This window comes from Amnimonas aquatica (assembly GCF_002943415.1).
Classification (GTDB): Bacteria; Pseudomonadota; Gammaproteobacteria; order Pseudomonadales; family Moraxellaceae; genus Perlucidibaca; species Perlucidibaca aquatica_A.
Genome location: NZ_PTQZ01000231.1, coordinates 1 through 2757 on the forward strand (window position 1 = coordinate 1; position 2757 = coordinate 2757).

General features: G+C 70.3%; 4 protein-coding genes. All 4 read right to left on the reverse strand.

Features of this window, described 5'->3' with window-relative positions; genetic code table 11:
* Positions 1-326 (reverse strand): hypothetical protein (locus C5O18_RS08355; RefSeq protein WP_206389810.1); only part of this gene is annotated, 326 nt, incomplete at its 3' end.
* A gap of 99 nt (positions 327-425) precedes the next feature.
* Complete coding sequence (gene hemH / locus C5O18_RS08360) at positions 426-1475, reverse strand: ferrochelatase (protein ID WP_105193097.1); 1050 nt, start codon at positions 1473-1475, stop codon at positions 426-428.
* 124 nt (positions 1476-1599) lie between these two features.
* Complete coding sequence (gene adk, locus C5O18_RS08365) at positions 1600-2247, reverse strand: adenylate kinase (RefSeq protein ID WP_105193099.1); 648 nt, start codon at positions 2245-2247, stop codon at positions 1600-1602.
* Positions 2248-2371: 124 nt separating this feature from the next.
* Positions 2372-2757 (reverse strand): c-type cytochrome biogenesis protein CcmI/CycH (locus tag C5O18_RS10490; protein ID WP_241146792.1); only part of this gene is annotated, 386 nt, incomplete at its 5' end.

Sequence of the window (2757 nt, forward strand, 5' to 3'; positions counted from 1 at the left end):
AGCGACGGCAGGGGGAAATCCAGCGGATCGAAAGGCGGCTCGTCATCAGGCGCGGGGCACGCCGGCAGCTCGGCACGCGCCAGCCGGACATCCAGCGGCCAGGATGCGGCCAGCAGCAGGCGCTCGCCACGCCAAGGCTCGCAGTCCCGGCGCAGCAATTGCCAGCGTTCGATGAACAGGCCGCCCTGCTGCCAGCTCACGCCCTGGACGCGGGCGCCGGCCAGCCAGGCCGCCAGCAGCACAGCCGCCAGCGCCAGGGCGACGAGCGCGAGCAGCAGCAGGGGTATGCGGTAGAGCCAGCGCAAGGGGCGCAGCGGTACGCTCATGAAACGGCATCCTGATCCGGTCACAGCACATCTTACGCCCGAGCGCGGTGCTTCGCCGACAGCCGCCCGCCGCTGGCTGCCGGCCAGCGACGCTTCCGTTCAGCGCAGCGCGGTGATGCGCGACGCCAGCAGGCCGGCGAGGAAGTCGAGGTGCGCCGGATCGGCGTTGAGCGCCGGCACGTACTCGTAACGCTGCCCGCCGGCCTTGAGAAAGATGTCGCGATTCTCCACCGCGATCTCCTCCAGCGTCTCCAGACAGTCGGCCGAGAACGCCGGGCACAGCACCTGCACCGAGGCCACGCCGGCACCGCCCCATTGCGCCAGCAGCTCGCTGGTGTAGGGCTTGACCCACTCCTGCAGGCCGAAACGCGACTGGAAGCTGATGTCCCACTCGCCTTCCGCCAGGCCCAGCGCGCGCACCACCGCCGCGGTGGTGGCATGGCATTGCTGCGGATAGGGGTCGCCCTTGTCGGCATAGGGCTGGGGAATGCCGTGATAGGAGAACAGCAGGCGCTCGGCGCGGCCGTGCACGGCCCAGTGGCGGCGGATGCTGTCCGCCAGGGCGGCGATGTAGCCCGGATGATCGTGGTAGTCGCGCACGATCTGCAGGCCCGGCAGGCGACGCTGCGCCCGCAGCCAGCGCCCGGTCTGGTCATAGGCGACGGCGCTCGAGGTCGCGGAATACTGCGGGAACAGCGGCAGCACCAGGAGCTGGTCACAGCCCGCCGCCTGCAGCTCGTCGAGGCTGGCGCGCAGTGCCGGACGCCCGTAGCTCATGCCCGGACGCACGAGGACATCGGCCCCGGGGAAGGCCGTATCCAGGCGCTGCTGCACGCCCGCCACCTGGGCGGCGAGAATGAGCCGCATGGGCGAGTCTTCCTGCCAGATGCCGGCGTAGGCGTGCGCCACGCGCCTGGGCCGGAACGGCAGCACGAACAGGCGCAGGATGAAGAACCAGACCAGCCTGGGCACCTCGATCACCCGGGTGTCGCTGAGGAACTCGCGCAGATAGGCGCGCACGGCCGCGGGCGTCGGCGCGTCCGGGGTGCCGAGATTGCTCAGGATGATGCCGATACGCGGCCGGCCCGTGCCCTCGGCCGGTGCGGCGTCAGGCGCAGTGGACGGGGCATCGGGCGGGATCACGGACATGTCGGGGCTCCGGCAATGGCGGGATGTGATGGCGGGCGGACCGCCGGCGGCACAAACGATAACGCCGCGCTGGGCGCGGCGTCATCTGTCGGAAGCATTCACTTGGCGGCGATCGCCGCCGGAATCACTTCAGCGCGGCCAGCAGGCGCGTGGTGATGTCATCCACCGAGCCCACGCCTTCGACCAGGCTGTACTTCGCGGCGCCCGGCTGACCGGCGCGCTCCTGGTAGAAGCCGACCAGCGGCTGGGTCTGGCTGTGGTAGACATCGAGGCGCTTGCGCACGGTTTCTTCGGTGTCGTCCGGGCGCTGCACCAGCTCTTCGCCGGTGACATCGTCCTTGCCCTCCGCCTTCGGCGGGTTGTGCTCGACGTGGTAGACGCGACCCGAACCCGGGTGCACGCGGCGGCCGGACAGGCGGGAGATGATTTCCTCGTCGGCGACGCGGATTTCCACCACGTGGTCGATGGCCACGCCACCGTCGATCAGCGCCTGGGCCTGCGGGATGGTGCGCGGGAAGCCGTCGAACAGGAAGCCGTTGGCGCAGTCAGGCTGCGTGATGCGTTCCTTGACCAGGCCAATGATGATCTCGTCGGACACCAGACCGCCGGCGTCCATGACCTTCTTGGCGGCGACACCCAGCTCGGTGCCGGCCTTGACCGCAGCGCGCAGCATGTCGCCGGTCGAGATCTGCGGGATGCCGTAGCGGTTCATGATGATCTGGGCCTGGGTGCCCTTGCCGGCGCCCGGCGCGCCCAGAAGAATGATTCGCATCCAACGTAACTCCAAATCGCGAGGATGCAGAGAATACCCGCCGGACCCCGCTCCCCACAAGGGAAACCGGGGGCTTGTGCGACTAATGAATCATGCGCCCGCACCCAAGGCAGCAGTTCCCGCGTCAGCGCGACGCCTCGCTGATGCGCAGGCGCACCGGGCCGGTGCCGCCACGCTGGACAGGCACCGCCACCGCCTCCCAGTCGGCGCTGGTGGCATCGCCGCTGCGCGACACCTTGGCCTGCAGGACGAGCTTGTCCTCGCCGGACAACGGACGCTCCGGCTGCAGGCTGTCGGCATCGGTCATGACCACGCGCAGCGGGAACTGCGCGGCCGGCCGGCGGATGGCGGCGACCGGCATCGGCGGGCCCTGCGGGGCGCGCGCGAAGATGAACACGGTGGCATCCGCGGGAATGACGCGCGCCAGCGCCGGTGCCACGGTGACCTCGATTTCGTAGCGGCCGGCGGTGGCGACAGCAGCCGGCACCGTGCCGGCGGTGGCCAGCGCGT

Bases quoted from the DNA above. Each gene is read 5' to 3' on its own strand.
- hemH (WP_105193097.1), bottom strand. From the start codon at position 1,475: ATGTCCGTGATCCCGCCCGATGCCCCGTCCACTGCGCCTGACGCCGCA.
- adk (WP_105193099.1), bottom strand. From the start codon at position 2,247: ATGCGAATCATTCTTCTGGGCGCGCCGGGCGCCGGCAAGGGCACCCAG.